The organism is Desulfohalobium retbaense DSM 5692, assembly GCF_000024325.1.
Lineage (GTDB): Bacteria > Desulfobacterota > Desulfovibrionia > Desulfovibrionales > Desulfohalobiaceae > Desulfohalobium > Desulfohalobium retbaense.
On sequence record NC_013223.1, the window covers coordinates 1,210,887 to 1,229,702 of the forward strand.

Sequence of the window (18,816 nt, forward strand, 5' to 3'; positions counted from 1 at the left end):
GGTTCCTCCTTACCTTCGTCGGGTTACCAATCCCTGGCGTGACGGACAGCACCAAATTCAGAACCCGCATAGGCCCTGGAGACAAGCCCCAGAATCATATGGAACAAGCGGGTAAAGGGGATGGTGACCAACATGATTTCTCCAGCAATGATGTGGAGAATGATGAACAGATTGTAGTTCAGGACTTGGTGGTAGGCCAGAAAACCGGTTACAAACGGAGCGGCCACAACGGCCAAGAGCAACCAGTCGGAAATCTGGGTGACGTACTTCACTTCTGGCACCGTGAGACGGCGGACCAGAAAATAGATGCAGCAGCCGATCACGATCAGGGTCATGACATCGGCAACCGTGTCCGGAAGGGTCGGAAAGCTGAGCCCAATGGCTTCCTTCCAAAGCAGCATGTGGGCGAAAAGGAAAATCGGCGCCAGCAGCAAGCAGATGTGAAACAGGAAGGTGACTGCTGTTAATACAGCGTTTTTGCGCCAATTCGTGGCCACATAAGGGACAATCCATTTGCCAATGGAACGCAGCCCGTAATACCCGCTCATGTGGGCGAAGACCATGGCGTCGCGTTGCTTGGCCAAGCTGACGTAGTGGTAAATCTTGTAGACAATCCCGACGAGGAATATGATCCAAGCCGCCCAGGCCAAGGGGCCTGCGACAAAACTGTAGAGCGTATTCATTACCGTGCTCCTCCTTTTATAATGCGCGATACAGACTATACGGCGCCCGGACGCTTAGGCGAATTCCGAAATGGGGACCACTATACGGTGGTAGTTCGTGCCCCGCATGGCCCGCAGTAAAAGGTGGGTGCCGTCAGGGCTGAACACAGGATCCCACAAGCCGTCGAATTCTTCCTTATACGCTTTGCCATTCAGGAGTACGGTGTATTTCCCGTTTTGTTCGACCTTGGCCGCGACATTCTGGGAATCAGGACTAAAGACCGGCGCCCAGGTCATATCATAATCGCCCGGCCATTCAGTGTCGTCGACCAGGATTTTCCAGCGATTACCTTCTTTGCCGATGACCCCGATGCGTTGACTGTCAGGGGACCAGCGCAAATCGGTAATGAATTGATTGAGCTCAGTGTGCCAGGGTGTATCGTCCACGGTGACGGTCCAATGGCCGTAACGCGGGGCGCACACGGCCGCGACCCGTTGGCCGTCCGGACTGAACTGCAGTTTCCAGAGCTGGGCGTAGCGCGGCTGCCAGATGAATTGTCCATCCTGAGCCAATCCCCAGGCACCCCCGTGACGGACAGGGGCGAGAACAGCCCCGGTCTGGGGATGGAATGTGGGCTCCCAGACTGCATTGAAGGTCTGAGCCCACGGTTTGCCATCTACGGCAATAGTGTAATCGTACAGCGTGTGGCGGACTTGAGCGGCGACATGCGTGCCGGTGGCGTCGAACGTCGGCGTCCAGGCATTGACGAAGACAGAGTCCCAGGGCTCGCCGTTAACAGCCACAGTGAAGCAGCCGTTTTGGAAGGTGAAGATGTCGGCCTGACCGAAGCTTTGGACCTGGGCCACGGCAGCGCTGGCATTGCCCTTGGGGCTGAAAACGAAGTCGGTGGCCGCTTCGAACATGTTCTCCCAGACTTTGCCGTCTACGGTTACCCCGTAAAATTGCATGTCCTGCTGGACAGCGGCCGCGACATGCGCCCCATCCTCACTGAACATGGTCTGCCAGACGAACCCGTAAGTCTCTTCCCAAGGGGTTCCCTCGATACTGATCGTCCATTCTTCTTCCTGCTGGGTGATGGCGGTAAGCCGTCCATCTGGGGTGAAACGTGGATACCAGATACGGTCAAACGTCGTTTCCCAGGGCGTTCCGTTGACGCTCAGCCCAAATTCAAATTCCCCGAGTTTGACCACTGATGCCACCCGTTGCCCGTCAGGGCTGACGATCGGCTCTTCGATCCACTCGCTGTCCGCAGTGCATGTGCTGGTGTCGTGTACGAGCTTGTCACCAGGTTCCCAATCCCATTCAAGCACCATGGGAGTTCCTCCTTCCGATTAATGTGTAACGTGTCTGTAGGAAATCTATCCTCATAGGCGCGTTGGTTATCGTTGTTTGAGCTACCAGATTTTCTCCAGTGGAAAAAGGAATTTTTTCTCCTCCTGTTTGAGGAGGATTTTTCTTTGGTCATAGCACTCTGCACACGGTCGTACAAATAAAAAAAACGGCGGAGCCGAGAAGGCTCCGCCGTTGTCATGCAGAGAGCGAGGGGACCGTTTCGGTCTACAGTTTTTGCTTGGCCAAGGCCTCAGCAATATGCAGGACTTCTATCGAGTCGCCCCGTTTATCAACCCCGCCACGCAGCTGCATGACGCAACCAGGACATTCGGTGACCAATTGCTCAGCACCAGTTTTTTTGAAGTCGTCGAGTTTTTTGTTCAGAATTTCCCGTGAGAGTTGGGGGAATTTGCTGGAATAGGTTCCGCCAAACCCGCAACAGGTCTGCTCTTCATCCGCCGGGGCAAAATCGAGACCCGATCTGCTGATCATTTCCCGCGGGGCTTCAGTGACACCCATGCCGCGGCAGAGGTGGCACGGGGCATGGTAGGTCGTCTTTTTGCCCTGTTTTTTGAATTCGCTTTCATCCAGTTCGAGCACATCATGGATAAATGAGCTGAAGCTGATGACCCGGTCCGCAAACTGCTCGACCTTGACCTGCGAGATGGCCGATTCGTTTTTGAGCAATTTGGGGTAGTTGTGTTTCAAGTGCGAGGCACAGGAGGCGCACAGGGTCAGGATGTAGTCGTATTCTGACGGGTCCATGGCCGTGATGTTCTGCATGGCCACATCCTTGGCCGCCTGCTTTTCGCCCATCATCTGCACCGGCAGACCACAGCAGGATTGGTCCATGGGGTAGTCCAGTTCGACACCGTGCCCTGCAATGACATCGACCGCGGCCTTGAGCTGTTCGGGATAGACGAAGTCCTGCACACATCCCGAGAAAAGGGCCACTTTGTAGCGGGTCTTGGCTTCGGTGGGCTTGATGTCTTCCCATTGGTCCCGGAACGGCTTTTTGGCGATGGCCGGCAGGGCGCGGAAGTTGTGGTCCTTGGCGAACATCTGCGGCAAGTGGCGCAGGTACGGGGTTCCGCCGGTGACCGGACGCTGGGCGTAACGGGCAGAGCGCAGCAAGCCGTGGAACAGCTTGCGGTTGCGCAAGACCTTGGCCAGCATTGTCGAACTGGCCGGATGCCCTTCTTCGTCCAGAATTTGGGCATGGATCTCTTTGATCATGCTCGGCAGATCAATGCCAGCGGCGCAAACCTCTTTGCACGCCTGGCAGTTGATGCAGTTCTGGACCAGGTTTTTGGCGTACTCGCGGCCGTGGAAAAAGTAGGTCAGGATCAGGCCGATGGCGCCGATGTAGACGTGGCCGTAATCGTGTCCGCCCAGCATACGGTAAACAGGGCAGACGTTGGCGCAGGCACCGCAGCGCACGCAGCGCAGGACCTCGGAAAAGGTGTCGTCCTTGGCCAGGGCCCGGCGGCCGTTGTCCAAAAAGACGATGTGCATCTGCTTTTGCCCGTCTTCGGCGGACTGGCACTCGGATGGTCCGGTGATCCAGCTCACGTAGGAGGTGATGGTCTGGCCGGTGGCGTTGCGGGGCAGAACCTGCAACATCCGCAGGGCGTCGTGCAGATTCGGCGTCAGCTTGTCCAAACCGACCATGGCCACGTGGACCCGCGGCAGCGTGGTCACCAAACGGGCGTTGCCTTCGTTGGTGACGATGCCCAGGGAAGCGGTGTCGGCAATAGCGAAGTTGGCTCCGCTGATGCCCATGTCAGCCTCGACATAGCGCTGACGCAGTTCCCGGCGGGCGACCTTGACCAACTTCTCGATCTCGGACTCCTGCTTCTGCTTGGTCACATCGGTGAAGAGGTCGGCGACCTGGTAACGCGAAAGGTGGATGGCGGGCATGACCATGTGGGTCGGCCCTTCATGGCGCAACTGAATGATCCATTCCCCGAGGTCGGTCTCTGTGACCTTGAGCCCCTCTTTTTCGAGGTGGTGGTTGAGGTGGGTCTCCTCAGCGGTCATGGATTTGGATTTGACGATTTTCTGGCAATCGTTTTGCGCGGCGATTTTGGCGATGATCTCGTTGGCCTCGTGCGCGGTGTGCGCCAGATGGACCTTGATGCCGATTTGTTCGGCCTTGGTTTTGAATTCATCGAAAAGCTGATCCATGCGGCTGATGGAATCGTCCTTGGCCGCCGCGATTTCATTGATCAGGGCCTTTTCATCCATACCGGCGAAGGCCTTGGCTCGGCCGGCACGGTACGCCACGGCGAAATTGTCGAGGGTAGAACGCAAAAAGTCGTTTTCCAGGGTGCCGTGGATCTTTTCTCTATATTCTTTCAGATTCTTAGCTTCTTGCATTGCTGTCCTCCAGCAGAAGAATATGCAGTTCAAGAGGCCCGTGCACGCCGAGCGCCAGGACGCGTTCGATATCAGCCGTCCGGCTCGCTCCGGTGATAAAGGCCGTATAGTTGGGCGGTTTGTTCATCCATTTGCCCATCTCTTTCTCCAGATCGTAGGAGGTGGCCTGGAGCTTGGACAACGGCAACACGGCCACATGGATCTCACTGATCATGGTGGCCAACCGCAGTTCCTCATTGCTGGAATTGAGCACCAGCGTCCCGGTATCAGCGATACCGTAATCACAGACCGTGAACCCGATATCGATGCCGGCGAGGTGGTGGCGCAATCCCTTGTCGATCAGAGAAACCTCGTATTCTTTGCAGACCTTGCTCAGGGCGTTGATGTCCTTTTTCTTCATCCCCGGCGCGGCCATGATCTTCTGCATCTCTTTGAGCTGGCAAAGGTCTTCCGCATCAGGAGAAAGCGGGGCTTCGCACCCAGAGATAAGCAGTTGGCAGGCCTCTTTTTGGGCACAGAGATTGGCGGCGTACTCGTAGGCCTCGTTCATGGTGGTCACATCAGAGACCACCGCCGAAACCGCCTCCGCTTTTTCGCGGAAGGTTTGTACCATCTTTTCCTTTTTGGTCATGGACTATGCCTCCATTACACCGGAGTTCTTCCGGCGGTTCAGTCTTCAGTCGTGCTGCCTCCAACCACTGGCAGCAATAGGGCTGTGTCCCCAGAAATACCCATTCCCTTCTCTAGGTAGAGCCCGTATGATTAAATGTGGCCCGAGGACAGCCGGTCCTGGGCCAGACATTCTCTGGCGAGTTTCCCTCGCCTAAAATCAATATCAAAATATACCGCGTCCAAGCAGGCCCCGTCAAGGCATGGCCGTTGAGAGGGGATTCCGCTGAGGATAGGAAAGTGCCGGAAAAAGCTAGGGGATAGATAGGAGCCGGGGGGAACTGTCCCCCCGGCGGCGTGGTGTCGGCCGGAGATTACTGGAGTTGCAGGGCCCGTTTGATGGCCGCGAAATCGACAGCGCTGTTGACGAGTTGGGCGCCGTGGTTGATTTTGATCATGTCCCGCAATTTGACGGAGCCGAGAATGCGCTCCATTTTCTGGGCCACGCTATAGGTGTCTTCACGAACGACGATGAGCGGGGTTTCCAGGACTTCAGAGCGAGTGAGGATGATATCATTGGGGTACAGGTTGCCAGTCAATATGAGGCAAGGGCATTTGCCTTCCAGGGCCACCAACTGCAAATCGGATCGGTCGCCGCCAACGAGAATCGCTGAATTCTGGTGCCGGCGGAAGTGGGTCATAAAATTTTCGACCTGCATGGTGCCGATGAGGAAGTTCTCAATGACCCGGTCCGCTTTACCAGGAGCGGAAATAATCCGTCCGCCCAGGCGTTCAGCGAGATCGGCGATTTTAATGGCCCCCATGAGTGGGTCGTGGGGGATGAGACCGAGCACGGGGACACCCTGACGCTCCAGCAGGGGGACGACACCACCTTGTAATTCGCCCATCTGCGCTGCAGGGATGTCATTGAGGATCACACCGATCAACCGGTCTCCCAACAGTTCCTTGGCCGTTAACAGATAATCGTAGTTGCATTCACTGCGGAAGCGGTCGATCAGCAGAACTTTGGTCTTGAGCCCGGTGCTGACGCTAAGGCCGTCGACGCCGCAGTATTTTCCGGAGTACAGGAAACTGCCGGACCCGCCGACAAGGACGAGATCCTTGCCCTTTTCCAGGGTTTCATAGGCCGTTTGCACCCGTGACAACAATTGGGGGCAGGAGCTGGTAAAGGCCTCGCGCTTGAATTCTTCAGTCACCAGGACCGGAGTGACCAGGTTAGGGTCTTCCTGGAGCCCGAGGACATCCTGGACAAAAAAGGCGTCGGCATCGCCTTCCCGGGAGTTGCCTTTGCTCGGAACCGCTCCGATCGGCTTCATATAGCCGACAAGATGACCCTCCTTCTGCAAATGCAGCCCCAGGGCCATGGTCACCATGTTTTTGCCCGCAAATCCGCTTGTGGACCCAATGTACAATCCAGGCATGCTTCCCTCCTTCACCGCGACATCGTGTTCACTATCCTCTCGGTAGGCTAGCTATACCGAAATCCTGAACTGTTGGCGAGAGGGGATCTGCCCGAACGCGAAAAAAGCCGGTCCCGCTGAGCGGGGCCGGCTTTGAAGATCGAGGGGAGCAGAAGGAGCGGAGCCGAAGGCTATTGGCCGACTATCTCCATGGTCTGTTGCGCGATTTCCAACTCTTCGTCCGTGGGCACGATCATGACTTTCACCGTGCTGGACTCGGTATTGATAAACCGGGCCTCTTTTTTGCGTTCACCGTTTTTGGTCTGATCGACTTCGATCCCGAAGTTTTCCAACCCTTCCAGGCTCAAAGCTCTGACGTCAGAGTCGTTTTCCCCGATGCCGGCGGTAAAGACAATGGCGTCCACGCGGCCCAGTACGGCCAGATAAGAGCCGATGTATTTCTTATTGCGGTAGGTGAGCATGTCCACGGCAAGTTGGGCCTGGGCGTCGCCCTTTTCCCGGGCCGTATGGATATCGCGCATGTCGTTCATGCCGCAGATGCCCTTGAGTCCGCTTTCTTTATTGAACAGGGTATCGATTTCCTCGATGCTCATGCCTTTTTGCTTGGCTAAAAAGGCATGGACCGCGGGGTCGATGTCCCCGCAGCGGGTTCCCATGACCAAGCCGGCCAAGGGAGTCATGCCCAGAGAGGTGTCCACGCATTTGCCGTTTTTGATGGCGCTCATGGAACTGCCGTTGCCCAGGTGGACGGTAATCAGATTGACCTCGTCTTCCTTTTTCCCGAGCAATGCGGCGGCCTTTTTCGTCACATAGCGATGGGAGGTACCGTGGAACCCGTAGCGGCGGATCCCCAATTCCTTATACAGGGCGTAGGGGATAGCGTATTGATAGGCCTTGGCCGGCATGCTCTGATGAAAAGCGGTGTCAAAGATAGCCACCTGAGGCACATCCTTGAACATCTCCCGGGCGACCTTGATGCCGGTCAGGTTGGCCGGATTGTGCAAGGGGGCCAGGGAGGCGTTGGCCTCGATGGCCGCAATGGTCGAATCGTCGATCACGGTCGGGGCGTGGAAGGCTTCCCCGCCATGCACGACGCGGTGTCCCACGGCATCGATTTCCGCGCGGTCGCGGATGACCCCGTAGTCGGCGTCCGTGAGCAGGGCGACAACCTTGCCCAAGCCTTCTTCATGATTGGCCACGCGATCGTTTTGTTCCGTCTTGCCCTCGCGTTCGGTGCCAGGATATTTTTTGTGCTCGAGCTTGCTGCTCTCTTCGCCGATGCGCTCAATAACGCCGGCAGCAAGGACAGCCTCGCTCTCCATATCGAAAAGTTTGTATTTAATGGAGGAACTTCCGGAATTAATGACGAGAGTCTTCATATCAATCCCTTTTCTGCTTGCGCTTGGATGGCCGTGATGGCCACGGTATTCACGATATCGGTAATGGTGCAGCCGCGGCTGAGGTCGTTCACCGGCTTATTCAGGCCCTGCAGGACCGGACCGATGGCCACGGCCTGAGCAGACCGCTGGACAGCCTTGTAGGTATTGTTCCCGGTGTTCAGGTCAGGGAAGATGAACACAGTGGCCTTCCCGGCGACATTGCTGTCGGGCAGTTTGGTTTTGGCCACGTCCGGGTCGATGGCGGCGTCGTACTGCAGTGGGCCTTCCAGCAAAAGGTCAGGGCGGCGTTCCTTGGCCAGCGCCGTCGCTTCACGGACCTTCTCGACCTCGTCACCCTTGCCCGAGGCTCCGGTGGAGTAGGAGAGCATGGCCACCTTGGGATCGACGCCGAAAATCCGGGCCGTTTCTGCGGAACTCAAAGCGATTTCGGCCAACTGCTGGGCGTTGGGATTCGGATTGACGGCGCAGTCGCCGTAAACCAGAACGCGATCCCGCAGACACATCAAAAAGACACTGGAGACGATGGAAGCGCCGGGTTTGGTCTTGATGATCTGGAAAGCGGGCAGAATGGTCTGCTGTGTGGTGGTGATCGATCCGGAAACCATGCCGTCGGCGTCGCCTTTGTGGACCATCATTGTGGCATAGTAGGTGGGATCGCTCATGGCGTCCTTGGCCTGCTCCTCGGTCACCCCTTTGTGCTTGCGCAGTTCAAAGTAGGCGGCGGCGTAGTCGTCAAGGTTCTCGGCATCAATGGGATTGATCAGTTGGGCCCCGTCGAGGTCCAGACCGAGTTCTGAGGCTTTGGCCTTGAGCTTGGCGGGGTCACCAAGGATGGTCACGTCGCAGACGCCGCGGCGCAGAATGATGTCCGCCCCGCGCAGGACCCTGTCACTTGTTCCTTCGGGCAGCACGATGCGCTGTTTGTTGGCTTTGGCTTTTTCGACCAGGGAGTACTCGAACATCCGGGGCGTGACCTTGGTCGACTTGGTTTCCACCAGCCGCAGGCGCAACTCTTCGGTGTTGACGTTGGCTTCAAAGACGCCAAGCGCGGTGGCGATTTTTTTCGGATTGTCGGGTTCGATTTTCCCGTACAGGGCGTCGACCGTGCGTGTGGTCCGGTAGGTGTGGTCTTTGGCCAGCATGACCGGCATGGGCACGCCGGTCCAGCCGTCGATGAGCTTGAGCACATTCTTCGACGGATAGATGCCGCCTGTCAGCAGGATGCCTGAAATGTCAGGAAAGTTCGAAGAAAGCCGCGAGGCGAGACTGCTCAAAATGATGTCCGAGCGGTCGCCGGGGGTGATGACCAGGCTTCCCTGCGTGATGTAGTCCAGAAAATTGCCGATCTGCATCGCCGCGACCACATTGTCGGAAATCAGGTTCTCCATGCGGTCTTCGCCGTAGAGGACAGTGGCGTTGATCCACTTTTTGACATCGGACATGGTCGGTTTGCCCAGGGTGTCCTCTTCAGGGATGACATAGACCAGCATGGACTTGTCCTTACAGGAGGTGCAGGACAGTTCGCGGGCGATGGACTGGTCGATCTCCGGAGCCGCGCGGTTGATGACCGTGGCCAGGATGTCGACACTCTTGTCTTCATAAGAGTCGAGGGCCAGCTGGGTCGCGCTGACGACTTCCTGTGCAGTCTTACGGTGGCCGTTAGCGACCAGCAGCAGCGGAGCGCCAAGGTTGGCGGCGATTTCGGCGTTGATGTCAAACTCGAAAGCCGACGCGGTGTCCTGGAAGTCGGATCCTTCGCAGAGGACAAAATCGCATTTCGCTTCAACTTCCTTGTACTTTTTGAGGATGGTCTCAAAAAGGAGATCCTGCTTACCGTTGTTGAGGAGGTCCTTGGCTTCCTGGAGGGTGAAGGCGAAGGATTCCTCGTATTCCATATCCAGATGGAATTGGGAGTGGATCAAGTTGATGTCGTGGTCACGAACGTCGCGTGACGGGGTGTTGATGATGGGCCGAAAGAAGCCCACCTTGCGGATATCCCGCATCAAAAGCTGCATCAGGCCAAGGGCGATGGCCGACTTGCCGCTGCGGGGTTCCGTGGTCGTGATGTAGAGATTCTTGGCCATAGGCGTCCCTCGTTATTGTTTCCTTGGGTTGCTGGCAATTATGTTACCGGCAATCGGTACCATAACGGCAAACAGCCAAGCGGGGTAGCTGTGTTCAAACGAAAAAAACGGCGACAACGCCGTAGGGAAAGGCGGTGCAGGGCCCGAGGGCCCTGCACCGCGAGGGGAAAGTACGAGGCTATTTGCCGGAACGGCCGTCGTCACAGGCTTCGCCTGATCCGGGGCGGGCGTGTTCCGGGGTGTCAGCGATTTCGCAGGCGTCAGAGTCAGCGGACTGACCCGAGCTGCTGACGCCGGTTGCAGGGACGGCACAGCCGATCTGTTCAGGTGTGGCCTGGGCCAGGTACTGCAGCACAGCGTAGCGTTCCTGGTATTCTTTTTCGATCTGGCAGCGCAATTTCTTGGATTCCTCGGGGAACATCTTTTCCAGCATGGCGTAGCGACGCTCACCGCTGAGGAATTCTTGCAAGGTGCCGTCGGGGGCTTTGGATTCCAGAACCAGCGGGTTCTGTCCTTCATCGGCCCGGCGGGGGTCAAAGCGGTACAGCGGCCAGTAGCCGGACTGCACAGCCAGTTTTTCCTCTTCCTGGGCCTTGCCCATACCCTTGAGCAGGCCCTGGTTGATGCACGGAGCGTAGCAGATGATCAGCGAGGGACCAGGGTAGCTCTCAGCTTCAGCGAAGGCCTTGAGCATTTGCTGCTTGTTCGCGCCCATGGAGACCGAGGCCACGTAAACGTAGCCGTAGGTCATGGCCATGCGACCCAGGTCCTTTTTGGAGGTCTTTTTCCCGGAGGCAGCGAACTTGGCGATGGAGCCGGTGGGTGTGGCCTTGGAGGACTGCCCGCCGGTGTTGGAGTAAACCTCGGTGTCCATGACCAGGATATTGATGTCCTCGCCGGATGCCAGGACGTGGTCCACGCCGCCGTATCCGATGTCGTAGGCCCAGCCGTCGCCGCCGAAGACCCAGACGGACTTCTTGGTCAGCATGTCGCTATTGGCCCAGATCTCATCCAGGACCTTGCTCTCGGGAGCGATCTCCAGCAGGTCTTTGACCTCTTGGCCGTACTGCTTGGAGAGATCGCCGTTATCAATGTTGTCCACCCAGTTCTGCAAAGCGGTCTTCAGTTCCTCCGGGATATCCTGCTGAACAGCTTGCTTGGCCAGAGCCGCAAGTTTGTCCCGGCGCTGATTGTAGGCCATGCTGAACCCGTACCCGAACTCGGCGGCGTCCTCGAAGAGGGAGTTGCCCCAGGCCGGACCGTGGCCGTCCTCATTGACGGTGTAAGGGGTCGTCGGCGCGGAGGCGCCCCAGATGGAGGAGCAGCCGGTGGCGTTGGCGATGACCATCCGTTCGCCGAAGAGTTGGGTCAGCACCTTGACGTAAGGGGTCTCGCCGCAGCCGGCACAGGCGCCGGAGAATTCCATGAGCGGCTTGTAGTACTGGCTGCCCTTGAGGGATTCGCGCTTGAACAGGTGGCCCTTGCTGGAGACCTTCTGGGAGTAGTTGTAGTTGGGAACTTCGATCTCGGTCTGGGTGTCCAGAGGCTTCATGACCAGAGCGCTTTCCTTGGCCGGGCAGATGTCGGCGCAGTTGCCGCAGCCAAGGCAGTCCATGGTGTTGACCTGGATGCGGAAATGCAGACCTTTGACGTCCTTGCCTTTGGCGTCGATCGTGTTGAACGATTCCGGGGCGGCCTCTTTTTCCTCGTCGGTCAAAAGAACGGGAAGGATGGCCGAGTGGGGGCAGACAAAGGCGCATTGGTTGCACTGGATGCAGTTGTCAGCGATCCATTCCGGGACGTTGATGGCCACGCCGCGTTTTTCGTACTGCGCAGTCGCCACGGGGAAGGTACCGTCGGGTTCGAAAGCGGAAACCGGCAGGTCGTCGCCCTTCTGGTTCAGGATCGGACGGGCCACATTCTTGATGAAATCGGGCTCGCCGGATTCGGGGCGGGCTTCGTCCTGAGCGTCCTTCCAGCTTTCGGGGTAGGCGACCTCTTCAAGGCCAGCGATGGCGTTGTCCACGGCGGCGATGTTCATGTTGACGATCTTTTCGCCTTTATTGCCGTAGGTCTTTTTGATGGAGTCCTTGAGCAAGGCCACCGCTTCCTCAAAAGGAATGACATTGGCGAGCTTGAAGAACGCGGTCTGCATGATCATGTTGATCCGGCCGCCGAGACCGACTTCAGAGGCGATTTTCACCGCGTCGATATTGTAGAACTTGAGCTTCTTGCGGGCGATGGTCCGCCGCATGGACGCCGGAAGTTCCTTCTCCAGGTCTTCCAAGGACCAGTGGGAGTTGAGCACAAAGGTACCGCCGTCCTTGATTCCTTCCAGGATATCGTACTGGCGGACGTAGCTGTCCTTGTGGCAGGCCACGTAGTCGGCGTCGGTCACCAGGTAGGTCGACTGGATCGGATTTTTTCCGAAGCGCAGGTGAGAGACGGTGATGCCGCCGGATTTTTTGGAGTCGTAGGAGAAGTATCCCTGGGCGAAGAGATCGGTGTTGTCACCGATGATCTTGATGGCCTGTTTGTTGGCGCCGACAGTGCCGTCGGATCCAAGGCCCCAGAATTTGCACTGCACCGTGCCTTCAGGGGTGGTGTCCAGGCTTTCTTTGACGTCCAGGGAAGTGAAGGTGACATCGTCTTCAATGCCCACGGTGAAGTGATTTTTCGGGGCGGTGGCATTGAGATTGTCGAAAACTGCCTTGACCATGGCCGGGTTGAACTCTTTGGAACCCAGACCATAGCGGCCGCCGACAATGCGCGGGATTTCTTTCCACTCGGTGAATGCCGAGCAGATATCTTCGTACAGGGGCTCGCCAACGGAACCGGGCTCTTTGGTCCGATCCAAAACAGCGATGCGGTCTGCGGTGGCCGGCAGGGCCTGCAGGAACGCCTCTTTGACGAAGGGGCGGTACAGGCGGATCTTGACCAGACCAACCCGATGGCCGTCTTTGACCATGTGGTTGACCACTTCCTCAATGGTTTCGCAACCGGAGCCCATGGCCACGATAACCCGATCGGCTTCGGGATGGCCGACGTAATCGAAAAGGTTGTATTCCCGTCCGACAGCCTGGCTGACCTTCTTCAGGTTCTGCATCACGATTTGCGGCAGATCATTATAGAAGACGTTGGCAGCCTCGCGGCCCTGGAAGTAGATGTCCGGGTTCTGGGCGGTGCCCCGGATGTCCGGATGCTCGGGGTTCATGGCCCGGGAACGGAAGTTCTCAATGGCCTCGTAGCTCACGAGTTTGGCCATTTCATCGTATCCGAGAACTTCGATCTTCTGGATTTCGTGGGAGGTCCGGAACCCGTCGAAGAAGTGCAGAAACGGCAGGCTGGAATCGATGGCCGAAAGATGGGCGACAAGCGCCATGTCGTGGGCTTCCTGGACCGAGGCCGAGGCCAGCAGGCCAAATCCTGTCTGACGGGTGGCCATGACGTCCTGGTGGTCACCGAAAATGGACAGGGCGTGGCCAGCAACAGCACGGGCCGAGACATGGAAGACACCCGGCAGCAATTCACCGGAAATCTTGTACATGTTCGGGATCATGAGCAACAGGCCCTGCGAGGCGGTAAACGTGGTCGTCAGCGCCCCGGCGGCCAGGCAGCCGTGAACGGCACCGGCGGCGCCGGCTTCGGACTGGAGCTGCTTAACGTTGACTTCCTGATCAAAAATATTTTTTCTGCCTTGGGCCGCCCAGTCGTCAGCCACTTCACCCATGGTTGATGACGGTGTGATCGGATAGATGGCCGCCGCATCGCTGAGGGCGTAAGCCACATATGTGGTGGCGGTGTTCCCATCCATCGTTTTCATTTGTTTGGTCATACAGTCTACCCTCTTGTTTTTTGAGCGTTCTTCGCTAGCGTAGGATTACAAAAATAGACCCAATCCTCTTGGGCTCTCCTGCTTATCCACCCCTAACGTAATCTGTCATACGGCTCAAGCACCGCAACGAATTCAGCGCCATTAGCGTATTCCAGAACGATTTACAAGGGTTCGGCGGAGACTTTGATTGAATAAACAGCCTGTAGATGCAAAAACGTCCCGGAATGATGAGACATCCCGGGACGTTTTTCTTTAGGGCAATGTTTCGGCGTAGATTTCAACCGGGTGCTTGATGGCGATCTGAGCGTCGCTGTGCGAAAGCAGATCGGAGATCTGCATCATGCAAGCCGGGCATCCAGTGGCCAAAACCTGAGCCTTGGTGGCCAGGATGCTGTCGCGTTTGTGCCCGCCAATCTTTTCCGAAAGGTCGTAGTGCTGGATGTTGAAGCTGCCGCCCATGCCACAGCACCGATCGGACTCGGACATTTCCTTGAGCTCATATCCGGGGTTGGTATGCAGCAGCGTCCGGGGCTGTGCGGCCACGCCAAGGGATTTCTTGAGGTGACAGGGGTCATGATAGGTGATGGATTTAGCCGTAGCATTGGGCTCCGCGATTCCCTTCACTCCGAGGACGTCGACCAGAAATGCGTTGACGTCCATGGTCTTGTCAGAGAGGAGGTTGACCCGGTTGCGCAGGGCGCCTTCGTAATCTTCGGCCATAAGGGGCCAGATCTTTTTGATCGTCGAGGTGCACGTCGCGCACGGCGTCAGGAGGTAATCGAAGTCGCCTTTTTCAAACACCTCGAGGTTTTGTTTGACCAGCTTGTCGTAGGTCTGCTTGTCTCCGGAGGAGATGGCCGGGATGCCACAGCAGGCCTGCTTCAGCGGCATGTAGACTCCGACACCGTGGTGTTCCAGGATTTTCATGACCGCATCGCCGACGCGCGGGAAGATTTTGTCCACGAGGCAGCCGGGGTACAAGGCGACCTTGATGCCGCTTTTGCCGGCGGCCGTGTCCACTTTGCCGTATTTTTTGTGCAGCGGCTCCTTGGCCAAGGGCTGGAAGTGGCGGTCCCCAATGAGCGGGGACATGAACCGCGCACAGGAGGAACCGATCATGTCGTTTACCGGCTTGGTAAACAGCCCTTGGAATTTCGAGGCCACACCCACGACATTGTTGAAGAGTTCGGGGTGCTGGAGCATGCCCCGGAAGATGGCTTTCTTGGCCGGGGACAGCCCCATATAGCCGGTGATGATGGCTCGGGCCTTGATGAAGATGTCCAGGACCTTGACCCCGCTGGGACAGGCGGCCGCACAGGATCCGCACAGCAGGCACTTGTCAAGGCGGTCTTTGACGCCTTTGGGGTCTTCTATCATTTCGTTGGCCAGGTTCTCGAGCAAGGCGATCTTGCCGCGCGCGACGTCAGCCTCACGGCCTGTCTCAGCAAACAGGGGGCAGGCCGCTTGGCACATACCGCATTTCATGCAGCTGACCAACTGGTCGTCTATATCTCGCAAGAGTTTTGCAAGTTCTTGCAAATCCGCACTCATGCCTAGCCTCCTATGATCTTACCCGGGTTGAGGATGTTGTTGGGATCCAGCGCTTTTTTCAGGCGTTGCGAGTAGAGGATCGTTCCCCGGGTGGTCTCTTTTTCCAACCATTTGGATTTGGCCAGGCCGATGCCGTGTTCGCCTGAAAGGGTTCCGCCCATGGCCAGCGCGGCATCAAAGATCTCGTCGATCGCTTTTTCAACGCGCTCGTATTCCTTCTCGTCGCGCTTGTCGGTCAAAATGGTCGGATGCAGGTTGCCGTCGCCGGCGTGCCCGAAGGTCCCGATGGTCAGGTCGTACTTGTCGGCGACCTTCTGCAGGGCCTTCATCATGGCCGGGATCTTGCTCCGCGGCACTGTGGCGTCCTCTAGGACCGTCGTGGGACGCAACCGGGCCAGTGCAGGCAGCGCATCGCGGCGGGCCTGCCAAACAGCGGCGCGCTGATCGGCGTCTTCGGCGACTTGGATGCTGGTGGCGCCCATTTTCATGCACAGTTCTTTGACCTTCTCTGCGTCGTCTTCCACTTCCTGCGGGTGGCCGTCGACTTCGATGAGCAACAGGGCCTCGGCTTCAGTGGGCAGTCCGGCGTGGCGGAAATCCTCAACGGTGCGGATGGTGAAGTTGTCCAAAAATTCCAGCGTACAGGGGATGATTTTGTTGGCGATGATGGCGGAGACGGTTTCTGAGGCTTTGTCCACGGAATCGAACACGGCCATCATGGCTTTCTGGGCTTGCGGTGGGGGGACGAGCTTCAGGGTCAGTTCGTTGAACACGCTCAAGGTGCCTTCGGAAGCGACCATCAAACCCGCCAGATTCAAGCCTGTTACGCATTTTACGGTCTTACCGCCGGACTTGACCAGTTCGCCGTTGGTGTCGAAGAAATCAACGCCCATGACGTAGTCTTTGGTCACGCCGTATTTCAGACCACGTAACCCGCCGGCGTTTTCGGCCACATTGCCGCCGAGGGTCGAGACGGCCTGACTGCCGGGGTCCGGAGGATAGAAGAGACCGCGACCGGCCACTTCCTGAGCGAATTTAGCGGTGATGACACCAGGCTGCACCACTGCATACATATCGTCTTCATTGATCTCGAGGATCTTGTTCAAGGCTGTGGTCAAGACGACAACGCCACGTTCCTTGCTGGGGATCGTGCCGCCACTGAGGTTGGTGCCGGCTCCGCGTACAGTTAAAGGCAAGCCGTTGTCATTGCACAGTTTGACCACCTTACCCAGGGCTTCGCTATTGGTGGGCCGGACAACGATTTCGGGAATAGCCGGTTCCAGGACAGCGGAATCATAGGAATAGGTGTGGCGATCGGCCTCGTCGGTGAACGCGTTTTCTTCACCAACGATAGTTTGAAATTCCTTTATCAAGTTATCGCTGAGCATAGCGTTGTCTCCTTAGTTGTGTTCCTGAAAAGTGTCAGCGGGGCTGTTGCCTAATATTCTATCCTTGAAGGATCGGGGCAAGTCGAACGAAAGTCAAGCTGAAAGGGAAGGGGTTGAGGTTGCTCAAAAAAGCAGGCCACCGGGGTGGGGAGCCCCGGTGGCCTGGGTACGAGGGGGGGGCTACCAGAGGCCGGGGAACATCACGTAGGAGAACAGCAGGCCCATGACGCCGACAACGGTTCCGTAGACAGCCAGCGGAATGGCGTTGCGGCGGATGATGACGCCTTCCATACCGACCAGGCCGACAGTCGCCGAGGCAGCCACGATGTTGTGGATGCAGACCATGTTACCCATGGCACCACCAACACCCTGCAGAGCCAGAATGATCTGGTGGGGCAGGTTGAGCTGTGTGGCCATGCCATACTGGAACTCGGAGAAGAGCAGGTCGGATACGGTGTTACTGCCTGTGATGAAGGAGCCAAGGGCGCCAACAAAGGAGGCAAAGAAAGGCCAGGTTTGACCAGCCATGGCGGCAACCGCTTTGGCCATCGCCAAGGGCATGGACATGGCGTTTACGCCTTCCAGGCCGTTAAAGCTACCAGAGTTTTTGAAGATCTGCACCAGAGCCACAGCAAAGAACAGGGCGATGGCAGGGTTCTTCATTTTCTTGATGGAATCGACCCAGGCAGCCTTGACCTTGTCGCCACCCATTTTGTGCAGCGGAATGGTCAACAGGGCCACGAGGATGAAGGGGATGGTTCCGGGCAGGTACAAAGGAGCCACGGAATAGGTGATGCCTTCCACGCCGAGGATGTTCGGCACGGTGATGGTCCAGGCCTTGACCCAGTCGATCAGGGGCAGGAAGTCGACACGGGTGGCCACGAGCAGGCCGCCGATCAGGGCGTAGGGGGTCCAGGCGAGGCCTTGGCTCATGTGGGCCTTGAACTCAGCCTTTTCAGCGGTTTTGATTTCACCGGTCCATTCGGCTTCCCAATGTTCCTGCGAACCGAAGTCCCAGGATTCAGCCGGCATGAACCAGCCGTTCTTGGCGCCGAAGATAACGATGGGCAGGCCGATCAAGCCGCCGAGGATGGCGGGGAACTCAGGGCCGACCAAGAAGGCGGTGCCCACGTAGGGGATAACAAAGGCCACGGAAGCGAAGATGGAGAACTTGGCTGCGCCAAGGCCTTCGCTCCACTTGCGGTTTTTGCCGAAAAAGCGGGTCAAAAAGCAGATCACGAACAAGGGCAGCACGAAGGCCATAACGGCGTGGAATGTCGCGGCCCATTTCCCGATCAGCATGTAGAACCCGTCGATGTCGGTGAAGCTCAGGTTGGCCCCGGAAGCCAGGACTTCTTCAACCTTGCCTTTGACCGGGCTCATTCCGAGCCAGATCGGAACACCAACAGCACCGAAGGTCACCGGCACGGAGTTGAGGATCAAGCAGACCATGGCCGCAGCCAGGGCGGGAAAACCCAGACTCAGCAGCAACGGAGCGGCAATGGCGGCAGGGGTACCGAAACCAGCCGAACCTTCAATGAACGCAGCGAAGACAAAAGCGATGATGATGGTCTGGACTCGCCGGTCCTGGGTGATGCCATGGAAGCCGTGGTTGATTGTTTCCATCCCGCCGCTGTCACGCAGGGTGTACAGGATGAGGATAGCGCCGAAGACAATAATCAGGATGTTGATGGCAACACCGAACCCTTGCAGGGTCGAGGCAGCCACCGCAACCCAGGGCATCTTCCAGGCCAAGCCGGCACCGAGGGCAGCGGCAATCCAGGCCACAGGCATGGCTTTGGTGGCCGGCCAACGCATGCCGACCATCAAAATCAGGGCCAGCAAGATGGGAATAAAAGCTACTAATGCAAGCACTCCAAGGGGCATGAAACTCCTCCTCTCCAGTTTAGAACGTTAACTCAAAACACAACGGTAAAAGGGAATGGGTAAGCCTTATAATTCAATATCCATGCCATATATGTTTATAAATTAAATATTTTAGGTGTTTAGTTTGTTTTTGGAGGGCGGGAAGGGCGGCTGTGTTGTCCTGGATAGCGGACAACACAGGGACGTGCCGGAGGACTCTCGGAATTGTGCAAAGCGGAGTGTCTT

General features: G+C 57.3%; 11 protein-coding genes. All 11 read right to left on the minus strand.

Features of this window, described 5'->3' with window-relative positions; genetic code table 11:
* Positions 1-23: 23 nt before the first annotated feature.
* Positions 24-683, minus strand: coding sequence for a TmcC family electron transfer complex membrane anchor subunit (gene tmcC, locus DRET_RS05155; RefSeq protein ID WP_015751468.1), 660 nt, complete (start codon positions 681-683; stop codon positions 24-26).
* A gap of 54 nt (positions 684-737) precedes the next feature.
* The gene (tmcD, locus tag DRET_RS05160) at positions 738-1,997 is read right to left on the minus strand and encodes an electron transfer complex subunit TmcD (RefSeq protein WP_015751469.1); all 1,260 of its coding nucleotides are present in this window, start codon (positions 1,995-1,997) and stop codon (positions 738-740) included.
* A gap of 244 nt (positions 1,998-2,241) precedes the next feature.
* A complete protein-coding gene (gene ldhH / locus DRET_RS05165) occupies positions 2,242-4,395 on the minus strand; it encodes an L-lactate dehydrogenase (quinone) large subunit LdhH (RefSeq protein ID WP_015751470.1) in 2,154 nt (717 codons plus the stop codon).
* On the minus strand, positions 4,382-5,026 hold the full coding sequence (locus DRET_RS05170; protein WP_015751471.1) for a LutC/YkgG family protein: 645 nt from the start codon (positions 5,024-5,026) through the stop codon (positions 4,382-4,384). Before DRET_RS05170 ends, ldhH begins: the two co-directional genes overlap by 14 nt.
* 352 nt (positions 5,027-5,378) lie before the next feature.
* Positions 5,379-6,446, minus strand: coding sequence for a phosphotransacetylase family protein (locus DRET_RS05175; protein WP_015751472.1), 1,068 nt, complete (start codon positions 6,444-6,446; stop codon positions 5,379-5,381).
* 170 nt (positions 6,447-6,616) lie between these two features.
* Positions 6,617-7,825 carry an acetate kinase gene (locus DRET_RS05180; protein ID WP_015751473.1) on the minus strand — a complete coding sequence of 403 codons (1,209 nt, stop codon included), beginning with the start codon at positions 7,823-7,825 and terminating at the stop codon, positions 6,617-6,619.
* Positions 7,822-9,930 carry a phosphate acetyltransferase gene (pta, locus tag DRET_RS05185; protein ID WP_015751474.1) on the minus strand — a complete coding sequence of 703 codons (2,109 nt, stop codon included), beginning with the start codon at positions 9,928-9,930 and terminating at the stop codon, positions 7,822-7,824. The genes DRET_RS05180 and pta overlap by 4 nt, the downstream gene beginning before the upstream one ends.
* A 178-nt stretch (positions 9,931-10,108) precedes the next feature.
* On the minus strand, positions 10,109-13,765 hold the full coding sequence (nifJ, locus tag DRET_RS05190) for a pyruvate:ferredoxin (flavodoxin) oxidoreductase (RefSeq protein WP_015751475.1): 3,657 nt from the start codon (positions 13,763-13,765) through the stop codon (positions 10,109-10,111).
* A 252-nt stretch (positions 13,766-14,017) separates the two neighbouring features.
* Positions 14,018-15,316 (minus strand): (Fe-S)-binding protein, encoded by a 1,299-nt coding sequence (locus DRET_RS05195; RefSeq protein ID WP_015751476.1) that lies wholly within the window; start codon positions 15,314-15,316, stop codon positions 14,018-14,020.
* A gap of 2 nt (positions 15,317-15,318) precedes the next feature.
* The gene (locus DRET_RS05200) at positions 15,319-16,704 is read right to left on the minus strand and encodes an FAD-binding oxidoreductase (RefSeq protein WP_015751477.1); all 1,386 of its coding nucleotides are present in this window, start codon (positions 16,702-16,704) and stop codon (positions 15,319-15,321) included.
* 180 nt (positions 16,705-16,884) lie between these two features.
* Positions 16,885-18,591 carry an L-lactate permease gene (locus DRET_RS05205; RefSeq protein ID WP_015751478.1) on the minus strand — a complete coding sequence of 569 codons (1,707 nt, stop codon included), beginning with the start codon at positions 18,589-18,591 and terminating at the stop codon, positions 16,885-16,887.
* Between the last annotated feature and the right edge of the window lie 225 nt (positions 18,592-18,816).